17 protein-coding genes are annotated in these 18,993 nt (G+C 67.4%); 11 read left to right on the top strand and 6 right to left on the bottom strand.

Translation table 11 applies throughout. The annotated features are described in order from the left end of the window. Nucleotides 1–2: 2 nt before the first annotated feature. Nucleotides 3–518: a hypothetical protein gene (locus tag EV580_RS09550; RefSeq protein WP_133690779.1), complete on the bottom strand. Its 516-nt coding sequence runs from the start codon at nucleotides 516–518 to the stop codon at nucleotides 3–5. Further along, nucleotides 515–1,825, bottom strand: a complete 1,311-nt coding sequence (locus EV580_RS09545; RefSeq protein WP_133690778.1) for a hypothetical protein — start codon at nucleotides 1,823–1,825, stop codon at nucleotides 515–517. Before EV580_RS09545 ends, EV580_RS09550 begins: the two co-directional genes overlap by 4 nt. A 196-nt stretch (nucleotides 1,826–2,021) precedes the next feature. Between EV580_RS09545 and EV580_RS09540 the strand changes: the two genes are divergently transcribed. The 3 genes from EV580_RS09540 to eccB all read left to right on the top strand — a co-directional run bounded on the left by EV580_RS09540 (nucleotide 2,022) and on the right by eccB (nucleotide 5,143). Then, nucleotides 2,022–2,708 carry a hypothetical protein gene (locus tag EV580_RS09540; protein ID WP_133690777.1) on the top strand — a complete coding sequence of 229 codons (687 nt, stop codon included), beginning with the start codon at nucleotides 2,022–2,024 and terminating at the stop codon, nucleotides 2,706–2,708. Further along, entirely contained in the window at nucleotides 2,705–3,757 is a 1,053-nt protein-coding gene (locus tag EV580_RS09535; RefSeq protein WP_133690776.1) for a polyprenyl synthetase family protein, read from the top strand. The genes EV580_RS09540 and EV580_RS09535 overlap by 4 nt, the downstream gene beginning before the upstream one ends. A gap of 72 nt (nucleotides 3,758–3,829) precedes the next feature. After that, nucleotides 3,830–5,143, top strand: coding sequence for a type VII secretion protein EccB (gene eccB / locus EV580_RS09530; protein WP_133690775.1), 1,314 nt, complete (start codon nucleotides 3,830–3,832; stop codon nucleotides 5,141–5,143). Here eccB and mycP read toward each other — a convergent pair. Both mycP and EV580_RS09520 read right to left on the bottom strand, forming a co-directional pair. Then, complete coding sequence (gene mycP, locus EV580_RS09525; RefSeq protein ID WP_133690774.1) at nucleotides 5,108–6,430, bottom strand: type VII secretion-associated serine protease mycosin; 1,323 nt, start codon at nucleotides 6,428–6,430, stop codon at nucleotides 5,108–5,110. The genes eccB and mycP overlap by 36 nt on opposite strands. Continuing rightward, a complete protein-coding gene (locus EV580_RS09520) occupies nucleotides 6,427–7,404 on the bottom strand; it encodes an EsaB/YukD family protein (RefSeq protein ID WP_133690773.1) in 978 nt (325 codons plus the stop codon). The genes mycP and EV580_RS09520 overlap by 4 nt, the downstream gene beginning before the upstream one ends. A gap of 92 nt (nucleotides 7,405–7,496) precedes the next feature. Here EV580_RS09520 and eccCb point away from each other — a divergent pair, with 92 nt between their 5' ends. From eccCb to adhP, 7 genes are all read left to right on the top strand, one after another. After that, nucleotides 7,497–10,994 carry a type VII secretion protein EccCb gene (gene eccCb, locus EV580_RS09515; protein WP_133690772.1) on the top strand — a complete coding sequence of 1,166 codons (3,498 nt, stop codon included), beginning with the start codon at nucleotides 7,497–7,499 and terminating at the stop codon, nucleotides 10,992–10,994. Beyond that, nucleotides 10,991–12,151: a type VII secretion-associated protein gene (locus tag EV580_RS09510; protein ID WP_133690771.1), complete on the top strand. Its 1,161-nt coding sequence runs from the start codon at nucleotides 10,991–10,993 to the stop codon at nucleotides 12,149–12,151. The genes eccCb and EV580_RS09510 overlap by 4 nt, the downstream gene beginning before the upstream one ends. Nucleotides 12,152–12,209: 58 nt before the next feature. Continuing rightward, nucleotides 12,210–12,509, top strand: coding sequence for a WXG100 family type VII secretion target (locus EV580_RS09505; RefSeq protein ID WP_183504778.1), 300 nt, complete (start codon nucleotides 12,210–12,212; stop codon nucleotides 12,507–12,509). Nucleotides 12,510–12,524: 15 nt separating this feature from the next. Then, on the top strand, nucleotides 12,525–12,818 hold the full coding sequence (locus tag EV580_RS09500) for a WXG100 family type VII secretion target (RefSeq protein ID WP_133690769.1): 294 nt from the start codon (nucleotides 12,525–12,527) through the stop codon (nucleotides 12,816–12,818). Nucleotides 12,819–12,971: 153 nt separating this feature from the next. Beyond that, nucleotides 12,972–14,267 (top strand): helix-turn-helix domain-containing protein, encoded by a 1,296-nt coding sequence (locus EV580_RS09495; RefSeq protein ID WP_133690768.1) that lies wholly within the window; start codon nucleotides 12,972–12,974, stop codon nucleotides 14,265–14,267. A 110-nt stretch (nucleotides 14,268–14,377) separates the two neighbouring features. Next, the gene (adh, locus tag EV580_RS09490; protein WP_133690767.1) at nucleotides 14,378–15,901 is read left to right on the top strand and encodes an aldehyde dehydrogenase; all 1,524 of its coding nucleotides are present in this window, start codon (nucleotides 14,378–14,380) and stop codon (nucleotides 15,899–15,901) included. Between the two features lie 79 nt (nucleotides 15,902–15,980). Further along, nucleotides 15,981–17,042 carry an alcohol dehydrogenase AdhP gene (gene adhP / locus EV580_RS09485; protein ID WP_133690766.1) on the top strand — a complete coding sequence of 354 codons (1,062 nt, stop codon included), beginning with the start codon at nucleotides 15,981–15,983 and terminating at the stop codon, nucleotides 17,040–17,042. On the opposite strand, the gene EV580_RS09480 is transcribed toward adhP, so the two are convergent. After that, complete coding sequence (locus EV580_RS09480) at nucleotides 17,033–17,677, bottom strand: GNAT family N-acetyltransferase (protein ID WP_133690765.1); 645 nt, start codon at nucleotides 17,675–17,677, stop codon at nucleotides 17,033–17,035. The genes adhP and EV580_RS09480 overlap by 10 nt on opposite strands. Before the next feature lie 40 nt (nucleotides 17,678–17,717). Next, complete coding sequence (locus tag EV580_RS09475) at nucleotides 17,718–18,314, bottom strand: CGNR zinc finger domain-containing protein (RefSeq protein ID WP_133690764.1); 597 nt, start codon at nucleotides 18,312–18,314, stop codon at nucleotides 17,718–17,720. 101 nt (nucleotides 18,315–18,415) lie between these two features. Here EV580_RS09475 and EV580_RS09470 point away from each other — a divergent pair, with 101 nt between their 5' ends. Then, the gene (locus tag EV580_RS09470) at nucleotides 18,416–18,985 is read left to right on the top strand and encodes a TIGR03086 family metal-binding protein (RefSeq protein WP_133690763.1); all 570 of its coding nucleotides are present in this window, start codon (nucleotides 18,416–18,418) and stop codon (nucleotides 18,983–18,985) included. Nucleotides 18,986–18,993: the final 8 nt, after the last annotated feature.

The following is an 18,993-nucleotide window of genomic DNA, read 5'->3' as shown; positions in this document are numbered from 1 at the left end:
ACCTACAAGCCGACGGTGACCGTCACCGTCTCGGAGGCTTGGCCAGCGCCGTCCGCCCGCCGAAGGCGCAGGGCGCCGGTGTAGTTGGCACCGGTGAATTGATCGTCGGTCAAGATGATCTGGACCGACGTCGCGCCGGGAGCAAGTAACGGTGGGGCGAACGTGATCGCCTGCAAGGGAACCCGAATGTCCGGTCGGCCGATTCGCTCGAACGGTTTCGCGATCGACACCGACCGCAGATAGTCCCGCTTCGGCACGTCGGCGGGTGCCGGTGGAATCGGATCGGTCGACGTGGCTTGCAGCCACCATGACGGACCGGCCAGTGCCACCTGAACGGCGCCCGCATAGGTCCGCATGTTCAGGTCGAGAAGATTGTGGATCAGGCGGACCCAGCCGTCGATTCCCCACTTGCCTGCATCGTCTCGCCGGGCGGCGTCCTGGGCGATCTGGTTGATCTGGTCGTAGTACCCCCGCATGACGCTCGCGGGCCGCTGGAGCTGGGGTCGCGGTGCGGTCATTGGGCACCCCCTGGCTTTCCGGGCGATCGCGGAGACGTCATCGCCTGCAAGTACTTCCACGGTGAGCTGGCGAGCTCAGTGCTGACCCGCGTCGTGTAGTCGGCCAGGTCGGTCAGCGTGAGGCTGCCGGTCACCCACTTCTGGGCCATGTCGAAATAGCCATTGGTCAGGTCCTGTGCACACTCGGTCCACGCGTCGACGGCTGCGGGGACGAAGTGGGTGAGCGGAGTAGCCGGTGGCGCCACGCCGGTGTCGGGATCCCGGTCGGCCTCGTCCTCATCCTTGGGGTAGAAGAACGGCTTGCGGCCGGTGCGCTTGGTGGCCGCTGCGCCGATCAGGAAGTCGGCCGATGCGGTGCCGTATCCACCGAGACAGACCAGCTTTCCCTGGGTGAAGGCTGAGACACCTTGAATGTGAACGACTTTCCTGGTCGTCACATGTACGCCCGGCTTCTTGGGGTCGCCCGACGTCGACTTCATATTGATGAACCCGCGGTCGACCAGCACCTTCCCGTCTCCGGTGGCGAACTCCGACTTGTCGAGGTCGTAGTCCAAAGACGCTTCGAGTTTGTTCGCCCGATTGGGGTAGAACTTCAGCGGCGTCGTGATCTCCTGACCCATCACCGTGACGGTTTCGAGCACCCGTCGCCAGCCGTCGGGCAGGAAGTCCGGTTCCTGATCTTGCATCCGTACGAAGAGCGCGGGGTAGTCCGCAGCCCAGTTGAACGGATTGACAATGTCGATCAGAGCCTCGAGAGAGACGTCGTCGGAGTCGAACTCGGTGTCGATGACCACCGATTCGAGGCCGTCGACCATGACCACCGCGGTCTTGCACACCGGTGCCTGCAGCAGCTTGTCGGCCCGGAAATCGGTCACCGCCTGCGCGCGCACGGCCTTGTCGAAATCGCCGGCCCGGGTGAAGTTCGTCGAGACGTGTTCGACGAACGAACCCCGTACCGCCGCGCCCCGGTCCCGGCGAGTCTTGAGTGCCGTCCCCGTCGGTGCGATCGCGGCCAGACATTGATTGAGTGCCGGGCCGAGTGTGCGGTCGGGCTTCTCGAGGTCGGGCAGTGCGCAGTTGGGTGCGACCTTCTTGAGACGGGCCGCAGTTGAAATGCCGTACAGCAGGCGAGCCTTCTGAGGCGCGATCAGGCGTTGGCCTTTTCCGTCCGCGGCCGCGATCCGCTTGAGTGCGTCGGTGAGGCTTGGGTCCTTGTTGACGTCGCCGGGGTAGTACTGCTTGACCAGTTCGTCGTACCAGCCAGCGTTTTGTACCGACCCGTGAAGCAATTTGTCAGCGGCTGCCAACAATTCAGGATCGTCTTTTGCGTCTTTTGCTTTCTTCACGGCGCGATCTATTGCGCCGAACACTTCAAGAATGTCGCGAACCGGATTCGCGCGAACTGGTTCTACTGATGCCATTGGCCGCCCCCAACCATGTTTGCGCAGCTAGCATAGCGTGGTCGCACGTCAATATGCGAGAGATTTCTGGCGGGGGGTCAGGGTGGACAGCGCGAACAACGGCGAAATGCACGATGTGCCATGGGCGTCGATATTCGATCCCGCGGCGAACGTAAGAGCGCTTACGGCCGTTCAGGCAGAAGGCTTTCGGGCTGCCAGCGAACTCGTCGACCGATTCGTGCGGATGGTGGCGACTCGGCCCGACGGCAGTGCGGCATCGGTACGGACCGCGGCCCCGATGTCCGACGAGCAACGCGCAGATCTGTTGGGTGCCACCGATGTAGAACCGCTGATCAGATCGTGGTGGGCGATGGCCGGTCAGTTCCTCATGGGTGGCGCGCCGCAAACTCCCGCTGCGACTGCGGCGATCTCACCCGCTTTGGACTTCACCGGTTCCGCGGCGACCGGCAGATTGGAGTTCGAAACCGAGGCCGGTGAGCCAGCAACGGCTGAGGTGTGGCTGCACAACGCCGCTGATCATGATCTGGGCCGTATTCGCCTGCGGTGCAGTGAGTTGATGGCGGCCGACGGATCGGTGATCGAGTCCGAGGCGTGTCGGATCAATCCGAAAGCCATTCCGGTGCCGGGGCGGTCCAGTCGCGGCGTCGGCATCACGGTCAAAGTCGCCAAGAAGGCCAAGCCCGGGCTGTACCGCGGCACGATATTGGTCGAAGGCCGCCCGGAACTCTGGCTGCCGGTGGCATTGACCGTCCACGCGGCCGCCGAATGACCAGCATCGCCGACCGCTCGGACCTGACTGAGGCCGTCGAGTCCAAGCTTCGCGGCGTCGGCAAGGCGGTGCGCCGCGCGATGCTGGACGCGATGCCCGACGGTGAGCCGGTGCAATGGCTGTACGGTCCGATGCGCGAGTACCCGTCGCGGGTGGGCAAGGCGCTGCGCCCCGCGCTGTGCCTGTCGGCCGGCCGTGCGTTCGGGGCCGACCAGAAAGACCTGATCGGCATCGCAGTCGCAATCGAATTGCTGCACAACGCTTTTCTGGTGCACGACGATATCGCCGACGGTAGCGAGATGCGCCGCGGCCGGCCCACGCTGACCGCCCGGCATGGGATGCCTGCGGCGCTCAACGCCGGGGACGGCCTGGCCATCGTCGCCAGTCAGGTGCTGCGTCGGGCGACCCGCCGCCTCGATCGCGACATCGCCGACCAGGTGATGGAGGAGTTCGACATCATGGCGATGCGCACCCTCGAAGGGCAGGCCACCGAGCTCGGCTGGCAGCTCGACTGTGTCGAAGATCTGCGGCCGGCGGACTACCTCGACCTCATCATGCACAAAACCTGTTGGTACACCACGATTTATCCGCTCCGGGTCGGAGCCATCGTCGGCTCGGGCGGAACGGCGGATCTGTCGCACATGATCCGGTTCGGCTTCCACTTCGGTGCGGCCTTCCAGATCCGCGACGATCTGCTGAACCTGGTCGGCGACGAAAAGGACTACGGCAAGGAGATCCTCGGCGACATCTTCGAAGGCAAGCGCACGCTGACCCTGGTGCACCTGATGGCCAGCGCCCGCGGTGCCGACCGCGATGTGGTCCGAGACTATTTGCGGCGCAGTCGCGCCGAGCGTTCCGAGGAGCTGGTGCGCACCATTCGCAGGCTGATGGACGACTACGGCAGCATCGAATTCACCAGCGAATACGCCGAGGGCATCCTGCTGGTTGCCGAGGAGTATTTCGAGCAGGCCTTCTGCGATGCCCAGCAGGGACCGGACTTGGACTTCCTGCGCTCGCTGGTGCCCTATGTGTGGGAGCGGTCCAGGTAGCCGTCGCGTCCGGTGAGCTATGGCTGTTGATGACGGGAATCGACGCCTGGGCAACTGTTCTAGCGTCGCGGGATGGCCCACCGTTTCATGCTGCGCCGGCTGGAATACGCGGTCCTGGGCCGCTCGATGCCGCGGCGGCACGACCCTCTCCGCGCGCAGAAGGTCTCGCTCCTGGCCGGCTGCGCGCTGGCATCCGGGATGCTGGTCCTCGATGCGATCCTGGGGTCGACCCGGCACGACCGGGTCCCCACTGACGCCGCCGTCGTGATGTCGCGAGAGTCCGGGGCGCTGTTCGTTCGTGTCGATGACCGGCTACGTCCGGTGGCCAACCTGCCATCGGCGCGCCTGATCCTCGGCACTCCCGCCGTACCGCATCTGATCGACGACGCCGCCCTGCGCGATGTCGCCAATGGTCCGATACTGGGCATCCCCGGGGCGCCGCGGACGCTGGGGGAGGTGATCGCGCCGCCTGACCTGCTATGGGCGGTCTGTGACGACCCCGCCGGAAGGACCGCCGTCGTCGTCGGTCACGGCACAGAGCCCGTTGCGCTCGACAGGCGCGCTGCCCTCGTTGTGACCGTCGCGCACGGCGACGGGTCGGTCTATCTTCTCTACGACGGCAAGCGCGCGATGATCGACACCGCCGATCCGGTCACCGTTCGGGTCTTGCACCTCGACAGCAGGAATGTCAGGACGGTGTCGACGACGCTTCTCAATGCGATCCCTGAAATGCCGGCCATCGTCGCGCCCCGCATTGCGGGGCTCGGCCAGCCATCGGGGATTGCCGGCTTTGCGATTGGTGCCGTGGTGCGAGTCATCAGAACCGATTCGCCCGAGTACTACGTCGTGCTTGCGGGTGGCCTTCAACGAGTCGGTCGGCTGACCGCCGACCTCCTGCGGTTCGGCGGCCATGATTTCCAACCCGACTTCCCCGACGTTGCTCCGGAGCTGATCGCGCACAGCCCGCTTCTCGATACGCTTCCGGTCGCCACGTATCCCGATGAACCGCCGTCGCTGGTCGACGCCGACGAAGAGCTCTGCGCGACATGGCAATCCGGCATGGTCGGCATTTCCGCCGGGCCACCGGTCGCAACGGGGGAGTCGACCACCCTGGCAAGGTCCGACGGCGACGGGCCCGGCATCGACAGCGTGCGGATGATCCCGGGCCGCACCCTCGACGTCACCGACACCGGCGCAACGGTGCGCTACCTCATCACGGACGCGGGAGTGCGTTTCCCCGTTGATGATTCGGCAGTCGGGGCGTTGGGGCTCACCGGGGCGCCGGTATCCGCACCATCGGCGATCCTCGGCGCATTGCCTTCCGGCCCCGAGTTGACGCGTGACGCCGCGCTAGTCGGGTGGGACGTCCTCGGGACGGCGTCGTAGCCGGACGGACGCCGCCGCGATCACGCCGGCCAGGCACAGCGCCGCGCCGGTCGCCGCAACGGCATAGGGACGGTGCGGGCCGGGCACGCCGGACGCCGGTGCGGCCGGAGGACGTGCCGCGGGTGGGGGCGGCGGTGACGGCGTCTGGTCGCTCAACGCGGCCAGGGGGTCGATGACGCCACTGCCGACCGCGGCGCTCCACCCGCCCGCGGGGTGGTGTGCGGTGGCCTCGACGCGGGCCATCACCTGGCGTGCCGACAGCCGCGGGAACCGCGACCGCACGAGGGCCACCACACCGCTGACCAGGGGCGCGGCGTAGCTCGTGCCCGACATCGAGGCCTTCCCGCCCGGAGTCGGCATGGTGTCGATCACGCCGTCGCCGTCGGGGTCCAGGGAGATCACGTGCTCGCCTGGTGCCGCGACGTCGACCCACGGACCATGGAGGCTGAACTCCGACGGCGTGCCGCGCGAGGTCACCGAGGCGACGGTCAGGACGTAGTCGTCGTACCAGGCGGGGCTCGCGATCGTGGTGGGCTGCGGGCCGGTGTTCTGGTTCGGGCACTGGCCCTCCCCGCCGACGTTGCCCGCCGCAGTGACCACCACCGCGTCTTTGACATCGACCGCGTACGACAGCGCCGCGCCGAGCGCTCGGTCGTCCAGCGTCGATTCGGCGCAGGCCACCGAGGAGATGTTCAGCACTGAAGCGCCCATATCGGCGGCGGTGCGCACCGCCATGGCCAGAGTGCTGACATCGCCGAACCCGCGGGCCGATGGCTCTGACACTGGGCCGAACTTGTTGCTGGACTGCCGGATTGCGATCAACGTGGCCTCGGGAGCGATTCCGGTGAATCCGGTCGGGTCCGCCCGATCGGGCGCCGCTGCGATGATGCCCGCGACCACCGTCCCGTGTCCGTCGCAGTCCTGATTACCGTCGCCGCTCGACACGAAGTCCCCGCCGCCGATGACATGAGACAAGCGGCGATGGGCGGCGATCCCGGTGTCGATGACGGCTACCCGCTGTCCCGTGCCGCGAGTCAGCCGCCAGATCGCGGGCATGTCGAAGCCGGCCAGCTGCGTCGCCGATACCTCCGCATCGCTGATGGGCATCGGCACGGCGCATGCCTCGCGCTGTTCGGTCGGCTGCGGCGGGGCGGGAGGTGCCGGCGGCGGCAGAAGGGAATTGTCGATGGCCGGTGGATTGACCGCGAAAGCCGTTGGTACGCAATACGTGGAGGCGATCAGGACCGTTGCCGCGGCCGCCGCCAGGCGGACGCCGTAGGCGGTCATCGACCGATCCAGGGCAGCGTGGTGAACACTCCTGCTGCCGCCGCGGCACAGGGCACGACCGCCGCGCCGATCGCGACGTCGAGAATGGCGATCCACCGGCGGGTCGTGCGCCTTGTCCGCAGCACCAGTGCTGAGGCGACGGCTGCGATGAAGACGCCCGCGAAGACGGGCTGGGTTGTGGTCGCCGCGGTGACGGCCGCGCCCAGTGCCGTCCCCTCGGCCGCCGTCGTGACAAGCAGTGTCAGCCGTTGACGAGCCGACGTTGTCCTGGTGGCGATTTCGGCGTCGGTGAGGCTTTCTGCCGTCAATCCGGAACCGCGGACAGACAACCGAACAGATACTGTCAGTAGGGCTAGCGATGCCACCGCCAGTACCGGGCCTGCGACGGTCGTGGGCCACCAACCGGCCACCGCACCCGCTGTTGCGGCGACGGCTGCCATTGCCGCGGCCGCCAGCGGAAGGAAAATCAAAGGGGCACAGTCCAACAACCGCCAGGCAACGAACGACGTCGCGGACATCGCCGACATCGCCAGCAAGAAGCCGGGCATGCCGACCCGACCTGGGGCGGCCAGCGTGGCGGTCAGACCCGCGAGCAGGACGGCAAGGACACCGAGCGTCGCTGCGCCCGCCCGCTCCCGGTGAACCGCCACCGCATCTGGCAAGGATGCCACCGCGTCGATGACCGCGGTGCTCACGTCGAACCTGGACACCGGATCCGGCCGCACCACACCCGACGTGAGGATGAGCAGTTCACCGTCGGGAATCGCGCACCGGGCGAGTGTGGCCGCCGGGTCGAGTGCCTCGCCGCACACCCGCGTGAGACGCGGTTCGGTGCCGGCGAAATCGTTCATGCCGGCGAGGTCCACCACCCCGAGCATGAGCTCCGCGATCGGTACATGGGCGGGCAGTGTGAGGTCAAAGCCGTGTTCGCCGGCGCGGATCGACACGTGGCGCAGCTCCTCGTCGGCTGTCATGACAGCGCACGCTAGCCAGACCGCGCGGCCGCCGAACTCCGTTGTCCACAGGTGAATTGCCGACCGGCCGGGGCGCTGTCTACCGTCCCTGCATGAATCGGCCCGTCCGGCTGGCGCCGCAGTTTCCGACCGACGATGTCCTGGTCAACGCGCTGCCGTCGCGCCCGTCGACCGGCGGGATATCCCGATTCGTGCCCGTTCTGGGTATCGGCGCGATGGTGGCTGTCGGCGCCGTGATGTGGGCGTCGGGGATGGTCGCGCGCGGACCGACAGCTCTGATGCTTCCGGCGATGATGCTGGTATCGGCGGTGGGCATGGCGATGCACCTCGGGGCGCGTCGGGCCGGCGGCAACGTCGACCGTCAGCGCACGCGCTACCTGGACGGCCTTGGCTCGCTCAGCGAGCAGTTGTGCGACACGGCGCGACGTCAGCGCGCATCACTGCTGTGGGCGCATCCGGCTCCGGCGTCGTTGTGGACGTTGATCGGCGGGCCGCGCATGTGGGAGCGTGGCGGCGCCGATTCGGACTTTTGTCATGTGCGGGTTGGCCTCGGCCGGCTCGGGCTGGCACGCCGCATTGTGGTTCCGGCGGTCGGGCCGGTCGACGATCTGGACCCGGTCGCCGCTGATGCGTTGCGCCGCTTCGTCCAGTGCCACTCCACCGTGGACGACGCTCCCGTCGCGGTTGCCCTGCGCGGGGTGGGGATGCTCGCGGTGGAGGGTGACCAAGAGCGCGCGCGCAGCCTCGTGCGTGCCATGGTCTGCCAGCTCGCTGCGCTGCACGGCCCCGATGTCGTGGCCATCGCCGCGGAGGTGGGCGATGGTCGTCGGCAGCACTGGGACTGGTTGAAGTGGTTGCCGCACAACGTGGCTCCGCATCGGGGTGAAGCCTTGGTGGTCATCGCCGACGGGGCCGATGCCCGGCATCTCGCCAGGCCCGGTTTGACGGTCATCGTCATCGGGGCGGGCACCGATGAGGCACTTCGGTTGCACGTCGACGGTGATCGTCTGTCGGTGCGCAGTGGCGATCACCTCGAGCAGTTCGCCACCGCCGATGGTGTGACGATGGTGCAGGCGCAGATGTGCGCACGCAGGCTGGCTCCCTATCGTCGGGGCGATTCCGTACCGGACGATCTGCAGCGGTGGTGTGCCGCATTGGAATTGGATAGTTCTGCCCCGCTGCGTGTTCCGATCGGTACCGGTTCTGATGGTGGCCTTGTCGAACTGGACATCAAGGAGGCCGCCGCCGGCGGTTATGGCCCGCACGGGTTGTGCATCGGCGCCACCGGGTCGGGAAAGTCGGAACTCCTGCGTACGGTCGTCGCGGGAATGATCGCCAGGCATTCGTCAGACGACCTCAACCTGGTGCTCATCGACTTCAAAGGTGGCGCAACGTTCCTCGGCCTGGACGGTTTGCCCCACGTCGCCGCTGTCATCACCAATCTCGCCGAGGAAGCGCACCTGGTGGCTCGGGCGAAAGAGGCACTCGGTGGCGAGATTCACCGTCGCCAAGCCCTGTTGCGTCGGGCGGGTAACGCCATCAATCTCGGCTCCTATCAACGTCAGCGGGGAGCGGATCCCACACTTCCGGTCTTACCGACACTGTTCATCGTTGTCGATGAATTCGCCGAACTGCTGGCCCACCAGCCGGATTTCGCGGAGCTGTTCACCATGATCGGGAGGGTCGGGCGGTCCCTGGGTGTGCACCTACTTCTGGCCAGCCAGCGGCTGGACGAAGGCCGGCTACGCGGCCTGGAGCCGCACCTGTCCTACCGCATCTGCCTCAAGACCTCGACGGCCGCCGAATCTCGGGCTGTTCTCGGTGTCCCTGATGCCGCCGACCTGCCCTCGACGCCGGGACCCGCGTTATTTCGCACCGGCGACGGCCGGCTGATCCGCTTCCAGGCCGCCTACCTCGGTGCTCGGACGCGGCAACCGGTCGCGACGGCGCCGTCGAATCCACCTGTGCGACTGTTCACCTCGATGCCGACGCCGGAACCGCTCACCGGTGGCGGCAGGGGGCCGACCGTGTTCACCCAGATCGTCGAACAGGCTCGGGGTCAAGGTAACCCTGCCCACCAGGTGTGGTTGCCGCCGCTGACACGCTCCCCGCACCTCTCGGAACTGGACACCGCCGGGGCAGAGTTGAATGCGGCCATCGCTCTGGTCGATCTGCCATTCGAGCAGCGGCGGGCACCGATGGTGGTCGAGCTCGGTGGGGCAGGCGGCAATGTCGCGATCGTGGGGGCACCCCGAAGCGGCAAGTCCACAGCTGTGCGCACGTTGATCACCGCGCTGGCCAGCCGCCACGTAGCTCGCCGGGTCCAGTTCTACTGCCTCGATTTCGGCGGGGGTACCCTCGACGCGCTGCGGCCCGTGCCGCACGTGGGATCGGTGGCGAGCCGGCAGGAGAGAGAACTGGTGCGGCGCGTCGTCAGCCACGTCGGCGCGATCTTATCCACGCGTGAATCTCGCAGCGAAGCGGACGAATACGGTGACGTATTTCTTGTCGTGGACGGCTGGTCGACGGTGCGTGAGGAATTCCCCGATCTCGAGACGACGATCACCGGCTTCGCCGCCCGGGGCTTGTCCTTCGGTGTTCACGTGATCATCACCGCGGGGCGGTGGGCCGATGTCCGGCCTGGCCTCAAAGATCAGCTCGGTACGAGAATCGAACTGCGACTGGGTGATCCCGTCGACTCGGACATCGACCGCAAACAGGCGGCGGTCGTGCCGATCGACAGCCCTGGGCGGGGCATCACCCGCGAGGGTCACCACTTCCTGATCGCCACCCCGGAGGGCGTCGAAGTGGCTCGTTCAGACTCATGGCGCACCCCACCGGTCCGGCTCTTGCCCGGCCACGTCGAGCTCGCCGCCGTTATCGACCACGCACTCGACGATCCGCAGCGGACGGTGCTCGGCCTCGGCGAAGACCGCCTCGAGCCGGTTGGTGTCGACTTCACCAGGCAGCAACACCTGTTGATCCTCGGCGACGGGGAATGCGGCAAGACTGCGACGCTGCGGGCGTTGTGCGGCGAAATCGGGCGGGGCGCAACGACTCGGCCGGCCTGGTTGTTCGTGGTCGACTACCGCCGCGGGCTGATCGGTATCGCCGAGTCTCCGCACGTATTCGGCTATGCGTTCTCGGCACCGAGCCTCACTGCTCGGCTATCGGCCCTCGTCTCGTTGTTGCAGGGCAGGCTGCCGGGACAGGACACCCCGATCGGACAGCTCAAGGCCAGATCGTGGTGGACCGGCCCGGACGTGTTCGTGGTGGTCGATGACTACGACGTGGTCTCCGCGACGACGCCGGATGCGCTGACGTCACTGCTCCCTCTGCTGCCGCACGCAGCCGATATCGGGTTGCACCTCATCGTGGCTCGGCGGTGTGCGGGGTCGGCGCGGGCGTTGTTCGATCCGGTTCTGGCGCAGTTACGGGACAGTGGATGTGCCGGACTGTTGATGAGCGGAAGCCCCGAGGAGGGTGTGCTGATCGGGCACCATCGGGCGGCCGCGCAGCCTCCGGGGCGAGGACTGCTGGTTACCCGTGGGGCGGCACAGCTGGTTCAGATCGGCTGGTGTGCAATGTGAATGGCATTGTGCTGGAGGTCGGGCCCGCGTTCGTGACGTCGCTGTCGCCTCGGGGTGCTGGGGAAGCCGACCCGGAGATGGTGACTGCGGCATTGGCCGGCATCGACGATACGACGGTGCTGTTCCGCGAGTGCCCGGTCGCCGTGGCCGATCTGTGGCAGCGGGTCATCGCGGCGATCGTCGAGCCACGCTGCCCGTCGGTGACCGTCGTGTATCCGTCGTGGTGGTCGCCGGGTCGTGTGCGGCGCGTTGTCGATGCCGCGGCGACTGTCGCGACCGACGTCCGTGCGTTGTCCAGATCGGCTGTGATCGCCGACGGTGGCCCGGTCACTGTCGTCGAGATCGCCGACGACGTTGTCGCGATCAGTAAGCCGACCGAAGCGCCGGTGGTGCTGGACCGCACGGCGGACCCGATGCAGACTGCTCACGTCATCGAGAATGATTCCGCGAGGGCAATTCTCGTCGACGCCCCGCCGGGGGTGGCCGGTGGGTCGGACTATGCCCGCCGCCTGCTCACAGCTCTGAACGAGCGCGGGACGACCGCGCGGCGCGCCGGAGTTCGCGACGTACCGACGTCGGCGGTCGAGCCTCCGCCGTTGGTGACTGGGCGGCACTGGCGCGGCCCGGTGTTCGTGGGCGCCTCGGTGGTCCTGACTGTCTGCGCCATCGGACTGAATGCGGGCCGGGCCGGCGATCCGGTGCTCGTCGCCGACACCGTCAGCATCGTCGAAGGTCGTATCAGTGTGCACATTCCCGCCCAGTGGGCGGTCACCCGGATCACTGCCGGACCGGGATCGCGGCGCATCCAGGTGAACTCGCCCACCGAGCCCGCAGTCGCTCTGCATGTCACCCAATCCTATTCTCCCGGTGAAGTATTGGAGCGGACCGCGCAGGTCCTGCGACTGGCTGTCGCCGAGCAGCCCAGCGGCGTGTTCGTCGACTTCGATCCGGCCGCCCATCGCGGCGGGCGTCCCGCCGTCACCTACCGGGAAGTCCGAGTCGGCCGCGATATCCGCTGGACGGTGGTGCTCGATGGCGCGACGCGGATCAGTGTCGGATGCCAGAGCGCACCTGGTCGCGAGGACACCGTCGCGCAGGCATGTGAGAAGGCAATCGAGTCGGCACATGAATTGGTGGGAACCGATGGGCGCCGGTGAACGTCGAATCCTTTGTCAGCGTGCATAACTCAACCGTAAGGATGAACCCGTGACGACACTGAGTACCGACTTCGACCTCATGCGTACCGCCGCCGCGGCCGCAGACACCCGCAATGACGAGATCCGGGTTCTGCTGCAGGGGTTCATCACCCGAATGGAATCGGTACCACCCACGGTGTGGGGTGGGCTGGCGGCAGCACGGTTCAAGACCGTTGTCGCGCACTGGAACACCGAGTCCACCAGGCTGTCCCATGCGCTGGCCGGGATCGCCGACACGATCCGCAACAACGAACACGAACTGCGTGAGGCAGCGCAGGCGCATGCGCAGCGGATCGCCGACGTCACCGCAGGCCTCTAGCCAAGGAGCACGAAAGTGGACCCCATCCTCTCCTACGATTTCGCCGAGATCGACGCGGCGGTGCTCGCGGACATCCACGGCACGTCAACCCGGCTCGGCGCCGCACTCGACGATCTGAGCCGGCAGATCGCACCGCTGCAACAGGTATGGACGCGCGACGCCGCGGCCGCCTACCAAGCCGAGCAGGCGAGTTGGCAGCAGGCGGCCTCTGCGCTGCACGACATCCTCGTGAGACTTGGCGCCGCTGTGCGCGACGGGGTGGCCGACGTCGCCGATGCCGATCGCCGCGCCGCTGGGATGTGGGGCTGACCCCCGAGCCCCCAGAGTCTGTGCGGCCCCCGCGGAGGAGAGCCAACGGGGCCGCACAGCACTCTCACCGATGGCGGCATTGTGCGCCGAATCTGGCGTATCGTGACCGCACACGCGCCGGTCGACGTGACCGCGCGAGGAGTGTGAACGCCGATGGGCACATCCAGAACAACGCGACCCGGGGCCAGTGGCCCTCGGCCGTCTGCTCTGCTGCGCGCGGTCCACGAGCTCTTCGTCGCCGGCGAAGTCGACGCCTCGTATCTGGAATCCAGCGCGCTGCGGCCGGTGGTCGCCAAGAGCTGGCAACGCAGCCTCGCCAAAGGCGTCGACCCCGACGGCGCCGCACAACCCTCGCCGGTGGGGGAGGAACTGGCCCGGCTGCGCGAGACCCATCCACTGGCGCCGGCCCTGCCGGTGATCCGGCGCCTGCTCGTCGACGACGCGGCCGGCACCGGCGTCGTAGTCGCGGTGACCGGCGCCGACGGAACCCTGCTCTGGGTGGAAGGCGACCGCAGCGCCTGCCGGCGCGCGGAGGCGATGAACTTCGTCCCCGGTGCGGACTGGAGTGAGCGCGGCGCCGGCACCAATGCCCCTGGCACCGCCCTGGCTGTGGACGCTGAGCTGCAGATTCTCGGCTCCGAACACTTCTCTCGGGTGGTGCAGCCGTGGAGCTGCACCGCGGTGCCCGTGCACGACCCGGGCACCGGCGCGCTGCTCGGCGCTCTGGACCTCACCGGCGGGTCACGGGTGGCCAGCCCGCAGGCACTGGCCCTGGTCCGCGCCACCGTCGTCGCCGTCGAAAGCCACCTGGCGCTGCTGCGGCTGACCGGATCGGCGATCGAGACCGCACCGCGCCGCCCGCGGCTGGCGGTGCTGGGATCCGAACGCCCGCGCTGGCTGGTCACCGACGAGTTCGGGCATCTGCGGTCCACCACGTTGACCGGCAGGCACGCCGACATCCTGGTGCTGCTCAGCCGCCATCCAGAAGGATTGAGCGCCGATCACCTGGCGATGCTGCTCGACGACAAGGACCTCGACGTGGTGACCGTGCGCGCCGAGATGTCGCGGCTGCGTAAGGTCGTCGGCGCCGAGGCCATCGACTCGCGGCCCTACCGGTTGCTGGTGCCCATCACCACCGACATCGGCGAGGTGTACGAGGCACTCGACGCCGGCGACGTCACCGCTGCACTCGACCGCTATCCGGGACCGCTTCTGCCGCAGTCGATCTCACCAGCCGTCGGGCGACTGCGCACCGAGCTCACGATGACGCTGCGGGGAGCGGTACTGTCCACCGGCGACCCGGCGGTGCTGCGCCGCTGGCTGGACAGCCCCGACGGGCGCGACGACCGCGACGGCTGGCGGGCGCTGCACGACGGCACCCTGCCGGGCTCGGTGCAGCAGGCCCAAGCCCGCGGCAAGCTGGCCGGACTGGACTTCGACCTGGCCTGATTCCAGGGCTGCAGCGTGCACTGTTTCGTGCAACCGTGCTGCAACCCCGCACTGCCTAGTTTCAGTGACGACCGACACATTTCGTCGTCTTGAACAGGCAGGAGAACGCCATGACCGTATATGCGAGGCCCGGTGCCGAAGGCTCCGTGATGTCGTTTGCGGCCCGCTACGACAACTTCATCGGCGGCGAATGGACCGCGCCGGTGGGTGGCGAGTACTTCGAGAATCGCACGCCGGTGACCGGTGAGGTGTTCTGTGAGGTGGCTCGCTCGACGGCGGCCGACATCGACCTGGCGCTGGATGCCGCACACGCCGCCGCCCCGGCCTGGGGCAAGACCTCGGCCGGTGAGCGCGCGTTGATCCTGAACAAGATCGCCGATCGCATCGAGGCCAATCTGGAGGCGATCGCGCTGGCCGAATCCTGGGACAACGGCAAGCCGATCCGGGAAACCCTCAACGCCGATATTCCGTTGGCAGTCGACCACTTTCGCTATTTCGCGGCGGCCATCCGCGCACAGGAAGGCGCCCTGTCCCAGATCGACGAGGACACCGTCGCCTACCACTTCCACGAGCCGCTCGGCGTCGTCGGCCAGATCATCCCGTGGAACTTCCCGATCCTGATGGCCGTGTGGAAACTGGCACCCGCCCTGGCCGCCGGAAATGCGGTGGTGCTAAAGCCCGCCGAGCAGACGCCCGTCTCGGTGTTGTACCTGATGTCGCTCATCGGTGACCTCCTTCCGCCCGGAGTCGTCAACGTGGTCAACGGTTTTGGTGTCGAGGCGGGCAAACCGCTGGCATCGTCGAACCGGATCGCCAAGATCGCGTTCACCGGTGAGACCACCACCGGCCGGCTGATCATGCAGTACGCCAGCCAGAACCTGATCCCGGTCACCCTCGAGCTCGGTGGCAAGAGCCCCAACATCTTCTTCTCCGACGTCCTCGCCGCCAACGACGACTACCAGGACAAGGCCCTCGAGGGCTTCACGATGTTCGCCCTCAACCAAGGCGAAGTCTGCACCTGCCCGTCGCGCAGCCTGATCCAGGCCGACATCTACGACGAGTTCCTCGCTATGGCCGCCATCCGCACCAAGGCCGTCCGGCAGGGCGATCCACTGGACACCGAGACCATGATCGGCGCCCAGGCCTCCAACGACCAACTGGAAAAGATCTTGTCGTACATCGAGATCGGGAAAAGCGAAGGCGCCCAAGTCATCACCGGTGGTGAGCGTGCCCAGCTCGGCGGTGACCTCAACGGCGGCTACTACGTGCAGCCGACGATCTTCACCGGCGACAACACCATGCGGATCTTCCAAGAAGAGATCTTCGGACCCGTCGTCGCCGTCACGTCGTTCACCGATTACGCCGACGCCATCGACATCGCCAACGACACCCTTTACGGCTTGGGTGCGGGCGTGTGGAGTCGCAACGGCAACACCGCCTACCGCGCCGGACGGGACATCAAAGCCGGCCGCGTCTGGACGAACTGCTATCACCAGTACCCCGCGCACGCCGCGTTCGGCGGCTACAAGCAGTCCGGTATCGGGCGGGAAAACCACCTGATGATGCTCGACCACTACCAGCAGACCAAGAACCTGCTCGTCTCGTACTCCAACAAGGCCCAGGGCTTCTTCTGATCCCGCGATTTCGGCGCGCTAACCGCCGCTCAGCGAACGAAACCGCGCCGAAATCACCACAACTCGAAAGGAATTCATCATGACTCAGACACTGGGCGCACGCGCCGCCTCGACCGACACCGACACCATGCGCGCTGCCGTCGTCACCGAATTCGGTGCACCCCTGCAGGTCGCCGACCTCGATCTACCGACCCCCGGTCACGGGGAGGCGCTGGTCAAGCTGGAGACCTCGGGGGTCTGCCACACCGATCTGCATGCCGCCCATGGTGATTGGCCCGTCAAGCCGGCACCGCCGTTCATTCCGGGCCATGAGGGCTACGGCACCGTCGTCGCACTCGGCGAGGGTGTCACCGACCTCAAGCTCGGCGACAAGGTCGGCAATGCGTGGCTGTGGTCGGCTTGCGGCAGCTGCGAATACTGCCGCACCGGCTGGGAAACGCTGTGCGAGAGCCAGCAGAACGGCGGCTACAGCGTCAACGGCAGCTTCGGCACCTACATGCTGGTGAATGCGGCCTACGCCGCGCGGATTCCGGACGGCGTCGACCCGCTCGAAGTCGCACCGATCCTGTGCGCCGGCGTCACGGTCTACAAGGGCCTCAAGGTCACCGACACCCGCCCCGGCCAATGGGTGGCGATCTCCGGGATCGGCGGCTTGGGCCACATCGCCGTGCAGTACGCCCGCGCGATGGGACTGCGGGTGGTGGCGGTCGACATCGACGACGCCAAACTGGCGCTGGCCGCCCGGCTCGGCGCGGAGGTCACCGTGAACGCCAAGACCTCCGATGTCGTCGAGGAGGTGCAGAAGGCCACCGGCGGCGTGCACGGGGTATTGGTGACCGCGGTGCATCCGCAGGCGTTCGGCCAGGCGATCGGCCTGACCCGGCGCGGCGGGACCATCGTCTTCAACGGCCTGCCGCCCGGCGACTTCCCGGCCCCGATCTTCGATATTGTGTTGAAGGGCTTGACGATTCGCGGTTCGATCGTCGGCACCCGCCAGGACATGGCCGAGGCGCTGGACTTCTACGCGCGCGGCCTGATCCATCCCACCGTCGAAGCGGCCACGCTCGATGACATCAACGAGGTGTTCGGTCGGATGGAGCGTGGCCAGATCGACGGCCGCGTCGTCATCGACTACCGCTGAGTTTCGAGCAACCCGCGAACGGCCTCGACGCCGACCAGACGAATGTCGTCGCGTCGGATCGTGGCCCACCGCCCCGGCGTCATGGCGAATCCGACCATGGTGTCGGGGCGGTCGCGTCGGTCCTCGACGGTGGTGCCCGTCTCGACATAGGGCAGCGAGCGCGTGACCGCCAGTGACGCGGCGTTGTCATGCCAGGCCCGGGTGATCGCGACATCGGCGTCGAAGCCCGCAAAGATCAGGTGCAGGGCGGCCTGCCGGAGTTCCTTGCCAAGCCCGTGCCCCTGGTGTGCGAGGCCCAGCCACGAGCCGGTGGTCAGGCTCCGGTTGCGCGGAAAGTCCTCGGCGTGAACCGAACACATGCCCACCACCGCGTCGTCGACCAACACCGCCAAGTTCAGGTTCCACCGCGCGGGCGAGGCCTCGGCGCGGTTGCGCCAGTAGTACTGCAGGCTGTTGCGCTCCAGCTGTGGGGAGGGCACGTCCGTCCACGGCTCACTGAACGGCATGGTCGCCGGGTCGTGAATACCCTTGGCCGCCAACGTCGCCAGCTGCACGCCCAGCTCGTCGTCGACATAGCGCAGCACGACCCGCGGTGTCACCACCTGCAGATCGAACAGCGGCCAGATATGCGCCATGCCCAATCGGACCACAGTCGATCGTGACTGGGAAAGCGAATTAACCCCGGTGGTGGCGCTGGTAGTGGCGTGCCACCCGCGTTCGGTTGGCGCAGATGTTCTGGGTGCAGAATCTGCGGCGGGCGTCGGAGGCGACGAAAAGCATGCTGCAGACCGGATTTTGGCACCGACGCAGCCGGTCATGTGCCGGCCCGGTGAGGAGATCCATCAGGCTGTCGGTGACGGCGCCGAGCGCGATGTCGTAGCGGCGGTTGGCGGTCGCGTGGTGAGCGGTGACTGTCGTCCAGCCGCTCCGGGTGTGCTCGAGACGCCGGGTGGCGCTCACCCTGGCGGCGACCTCGTTGACGTAGGCGACCGCCGCCGGATCGGGCACGGTCACGGCGACCTGCGCATCGAGGAGTTCGCGCACCGCACTTCGGAGTTCGACGGTGACGGCCAGCGTCGGCGTGGCCGCCTCGTCGGGGAGCCGGTCTTGTTGCAGGCCCCACCACAGCCGGCAGGTCGCTTCATCGGGCAGTAGGTCGGTAGCCGGATCGGTGCTCGTGATGATCGTGTCGGCCAGGTCAATGGCCAGCGGCTCGCCCGCCACGATCAGGCCGGCCGCCTGCGCTTTTTCCATCCGCGACCGCGCATCCATCCGGCTAATGCTATCAGGGTCTTGACAGCGTTAGTTTCGGCCGAGTAAGAAGGCTAACGTCAAAAGCAAGACGCAAACGTTAGAATTGGAGGGTCCGCTCAATGGATTCGCTGGAACTACTGCACCGCGCTGATGCCCGCCTGGTCGGTCTCATGACCGGACTCGGCATGGACGACCTGGATCTGCCGAGCCCGTGCTCGGAATGGAACGTGCGGTCGCTGCTCAGCCACACCGTCGCGTCGATCGACGCATTCTCCGCCGCCGCGGACGGCGGAAGCGGTCCGACCGAGCAGGAACTGTTCAGCGGAGCCGACATCCTCGGCGGCGACCCGCTGGCGGTGGTCCAACGGTCCGTAGAGCGCTCGCACCGAGCCTGGGCGACGATCGCCGATTGGCAGGCGCCCGTCACGAGCGTCCTCGGTGAGATGCCGGCCGGCCAGGCCATCGGGATCGTCACCTACTCCACGCTCTTGCACAGCTGGGACCTGGCGCGGGCGTTGGGCCGGCGGGTCGAATTCGACGACGCCGAAGCCGAATTGGCCGAAGCGGTCGGACAGCAACTGGTTCCGCCGCTGCGCCAGCAAGAGCTCTTCGGTGCGGAGGTCAACCCGGCGAACGGCGCCACCGCCACCCAGCGGGTTGTGGCGTTCTCCGGGCGCAGCCCCCTATAACCGGCGGT

This window comes from Mycobacterium sp. BK086, from assembly GCA_004362315.1.
Lineage (GTDB): Bacteria > Actinomycetota > Actinomycetes > Mycobacteriales > Mycobacteriaceae > Mycobacterium.
Note: the sequence above shows the minus strand (reverse complement) of the source record. Positions and strands in the feature narration are given on the sequence as shown.